Origin of the sequence: Amycolatopsis sp. SID8362 (genome assembly GCF_010550475.1) — a bacterium.
In the GTDB taxonomy this organism is placed as follows: Bacteria; Actinomycetota; Actinomycetes; order Mycobacteriales; family Pseudonocardiaceae; genus Amycolatopsis; species Amycolatopsis eburnea.
In genome coordinates, this window is the sequence record NZ_JAAGNB010000769.1 from 1 (window position 1) to 217 (window position 217).

General features: G+C 74.7%; 1 pseudogene. It reads right to left on the reverse strand.

What is annotated here, in order from left to right:
- Nucleotides 1-21: 21 nt before the first annotated feature.
- Nucleotides 22-217: pseudogene (locus tag G3I65_RS23600) on the reverse strand (MarR family transcriptional regulator); the annotation flags it as partial.

Below are 217 nucleotides of genomic sequence, written 5' to 3' on the forward strand. Positions count from 1 at the left end.
GGTTAGAACCGCCCTGAACACTCACGACCCTGGACCACGCGCGTAGCCGGGGTGGACGCCGGGGGTGAGGCCCTGGTCGGCGGCGATCTTGGTCAGGAGGGCGTGGAGGGTCGCGCGTTCGTCGTCCGACAGCGCCGCGGTGAGCGCGCGGTCGTGGGCGGCCGCGGCCTGGGCGACGCGGCCCATGAACGCGCGGCCGTCGTCGGTCAGCTCGACC